The sequence below is a fragment of the Methyloceanibacter sp. genome (genome assembly GCF_049590335.1).
Taxonomy (GTDB): Bacteria; Pseudomonadota; Alphaproteobacteria; order Rhizobiales; family Methyloligellaceae; genus Methyloceanibacter.
In genome coordinates this window covers 1-3,269 of the sequence record NZ_JBAWCQ010000105.1, presented here as the reverse complement: position 1 = coordinate 3,269, position 3,269 = coordinate 1, and the positions used below count along the sequence as shown (strand labels likewise).

3 protein-coding genes and 1 tRNA gene are annotated in these 3,269 nt (G+C 62.0%); 2 read left to right on the top strand and 2 right to left on the bottom strand.

The annotated features are described in order from the left end of the window. Positions 1–5 precede the first annotated feature (5 nt). Together WBQ77_RS08440 and WBQ77_RS08435 are read left to right on the top strand one after the other, a co-directional pair. Positions 6–82 (top strand) — tRNA-Pro (locus WBQ77_RS08440). A 158-nt stretch (positions 83–240) separates the two neighbouring features. Then, entirely contained in the window at positions 241–1,320 is a 1,080-nt protein-coding gene (locus WBQ77_RS08435) for a hypothetical protein (protein ID WP_424059776.1), read from the top strand. Positions 1,321–1,342: 22 nt separating this feature from the next. On the opposite strand, the gene WBQ77_RS08430 is transcribed toward WBQ77_RS08435, so the two are convergent. Both WBQ77_RS08430 and WBQ77_RS08425 read right to left on the bottom strand, forming a co-directional pair. After that, the gene (locus tag WBQ77_RS08430) at positions 1,343–2,263 is read right to left on the bottom strand and encodes a DUF2950 domain-containing protein (protein WP_424059774.1); all 921 of its coding nucleotides are present in this window, start codon (positions 2,261–2,263) and stop codon (positions 1,343–1,345) included. 46 nt (positions 2,264–2,309) lie between these two features. Then, positions 2,310–3,269, bottom strand: a 960-nt coding sequence (locus WBQ77_RS08425; protein ID WP_424059772.1) for a DUF3300 domain-containing protein, incomplete at its 5' end; no start/stop codon positions are given.

Genomic DNA, 3,269 nt, shown 5'->3' with positions numbered 1-3,269 from the left:
CATGGCGGAGTGTAGCGCAGCCTGGTAGCGCACCTCGTTCGGGACGAGGGGGTCGCAAGTTCAAATCTTGCCACTCCGACCAATTTTTCAATGGCTTAGTGTCTTGATATGGCCGTGCGACACCCGATCCGCCCCGCCTATGACCTACAAACGAACGCGCTCCGCAAATCAAGCAGCCGCTGGGCGATAATGCCTAAAAAGGGTCCGGTCGCCATCCGCAGCAAGCAACCAGGTACTGCCATGGCCGTTACAACCGGTATGATCGGGCGCGGCTTCTACAACCGCAACTCAGCCCCGCAATGGGCGGCGATCAACTATGTCTTGCCCTGGATTGTCGAGGCAGCAAGTGGCATGGACTTCGCCGATCCCCCCACGACGGTCGGTCTTGCTGATTTCGGCTGCTCAGAAGGCGGAAACTCGATTGCGGTGATGACGACGCTCGTCGCTGCTTGCCGAGAACACACGACGCGCCCGATCCAGACCATCCACAGCGATCTGCCGACGAACGACTTTTCGGAGCTTTTTAAACGCCTGCGTCCCGAGGGCCGGTCGGTCTTCGGTGAGGCAGTACAGTCAGCCGCGGTGGGCGGATCGATGTACGATCAGCTTCTGCCGCCGCGCTCGGTGCATTTCGCAACGACGTTTAATGCGATCGGCTTTCTCGGCGCAAGACCGCTGGATCGCCTGCCCGGCTACATCCTGCCGAACGGCCCCAGCAGATTGCGCGGTGTGGGTGCCGTGGCGGAGGCCGAACACGCGGCCTTTGAGCAGCAGGCCGCACGCGATCTCGAGGCGTTCCTGACGGCCAGGTCCGCCGAGCTCGTTCCCGGCGGCAAGCTTCTGGTCGAGGTCTTTGGCGCGGGCGCCGAGCATCGGACCTGCGACGGAATCTACGACGTTCTGAACGACGCCCTGCTCGCGCATGTGAGCGACGGCACCATCAGCCGGAATGTGTACGAGACCTTCTATCAGCCTGTCTATTTCCGCACGCTCGACGAACTCACGGCGCCGGTGACAGCTCCGCAGGCGCAATGCGCCGGTCTCTTCCGGATGGAGCGCGTCGAAAGCTATGAAGTGCCCGTGCCCTTCGTCGAGGACTATCAAGGTTCTGGAGACGTTGATGTCTACGCGAACGCCTTCACCAACTTCTTACGCGCCTTTACCGAACCTGTCCTGCGACTGCATCTTGACCACGATCCCGACCCGAGCACAGTCGTCACTAGCATTTACGATCACATTAAGGGGCTCTTACGCGCCAACCCCGAGCGTTATCCGTTTCACTACGTCGCCCACGCAATGCTGCTCACCCGAATCGGCTGAGCACAGTCATGCTGAAGCCTGTCTAGGGCGTCTGAGCTGGCTCCCAAGTCTCGTCCGGTGAGAACGAATCGATCTCGCCGGCGACCTCCACGGTGTCTTCGCCGAGGTCCTTCTCAAGCACCTCTGAGTCCCGGTTGACAATGAAGGTCATGATACCGGAATTGCCGTACTCAGCCGGATAGGCGATCAGCGCGAAACCGCCCGTCATGCGGCCGTCCTCGACATAGTCGCGCGCACCACCTTCGGCGCCCTCACCCTGGCTCTTCAGTATGCGGAAGAAGTACCCGTGATAGGGAATAGGTTTTATGCCGTCGGGCTTGTAGCCTTCCTCGGTGATCTCGATGAACTTCTTCGAAAGCGGGCTTTCGTCCGCGCCCTCTTCCGTCGCCCAGTACAAGCCGTCTTTCCCGCCCGGCGTGCTCATGATGCGTTGCGCATAGGCTGGCTTCTCCCCGCCGTCCGGATTGAGCGCGGCATACTTCTCTTGTGCGTTCACATAACCACGCGCCGCCTCGATGGCGGAGAGTTCGTTGCGGCCGATGCGCCGAATGAGAATTTCCTCGAGCCCGGCTTCGGTATCGAACTCCCATTTCCCACTGTCGGTCTTCACCACCGGGATTGGGAAGGGCCAATCGTCCTCACCAAGCAGGAGGACCACGAAGTCGTCCCCTTCGGCCTCCAACTTGTGACTCTTATCGTAGGCCTCCATGAAGCTATCGCGGGCATTCTTGTCCGCAACGTCATCGCCAGAGCTGATGACGTCCTGACCGTCGGACCCGAGGATCTCGAGCAGCGCATCATTCTCGCCGCCGCGCGCCGCGCCGACAAGCGCCTCGACAGCGGCTTCGGGACTTTCAAATTGCTGCTCGGCCTGCGCCGGGGCGCACAACACGAGGAGCGTTGCGCCGAACAATGCGTGGCTCAATTGTCGAACTAACGGCATGCCATCCACCAATCTTCTTTTGTCGCTCATTGCCTTGTTTTCGAGTCTAACGGCGCCGTCCGCCACCGCGGCCACCACCGCCGGCACGACGTCCGCCGCCACCTCTCGAAACGTTCCTGCCGCGGGTGCTAGCGCGTCCCCGGGATGAGGCCTTGCGTGCGCTGCTACCGCTGCTCTTCTTAAATGCGTTCCCGCTCGGCCGGCTTTGCGGTTTCCTAGCAGCGGGCTTCTTGGCTGCTGGTTTCTTGGCTGCTGGCTTCTTGGCCGCCGGTTTCTTCGCAGTCGGCTTTTTGGCCGGCGCCCTGTCTTTCAGATTGGCTTGCCGGTCTCCGCCCCCCGCGTTCGGACGATTGCCGCCACCCGCCGTGGGCCTCTTGCCTCCGCCTGGTTTTTTCAGACCGGCTTCGATATCGCCGACGGACGGACGCCCACCGCCACCGCCGGGACGGCCCTCCCCGCCTCCGGGACGCTTGTCACCGAGATTGCCGCCTCCCGGACGGCCCTCGCCGCCACCTGGACGCCCTTGGCCCCCACCGGGCTTCTTGAGTCCGGCTTCGATATCACCGACCGACGGACGTCCACCGCCAGCGCCGGGACGATTGCCACCACCGGGACGGCCTTCACCGCCACTAGGGCGCCGGTCGCCGACATTGCCCTGGCGGTTGCCCAAATTGTTCCTGTTGGCCTGGTTCTTCGAGAATTTGTTTTGAACGTTGGTGTTGTTGTACTGGACGCCGCGCCGGTGAGCTGAGTTGTGCTCCCACTTCTGGGCGTTGATGTTGTTTCGATTGATCGTGTTACCGCTGATATTGCGGTTCACGTTGACGTTGATGTCGTTCCGGCCCCAGTTGAACCCGTTTCCCCAGATCGCATTGCCGATGGCAAAACCGGCGCTCCAAACGAGGCCGGTCGCGAGCGCGCCGCCCAGAGCGTAGCCCGGAGGCGGCGGGAAGTAGTAAGGCTGATAGCTCGGATACGGCCATGCGCCGTAGGCGACCGATGGCTC

Excerpts from the sequence above, each read along its gene's own strand:
- WBQ77_RS08435 (WP_424059776.1), top strand. The coding sequence starts at position 241 with ATGGCCGTTACAACCGGTATGATCGGGCGCGGCTTCTACAACCGCAAC.
- WBQ77_RS08430 (WP_424059774.1), bottom strand. The coding sequence starts at position 2,263 with ATGCCGTTAGTTCGACAATTGAGCCACGCATTGTTCGGCGCAACGCTC.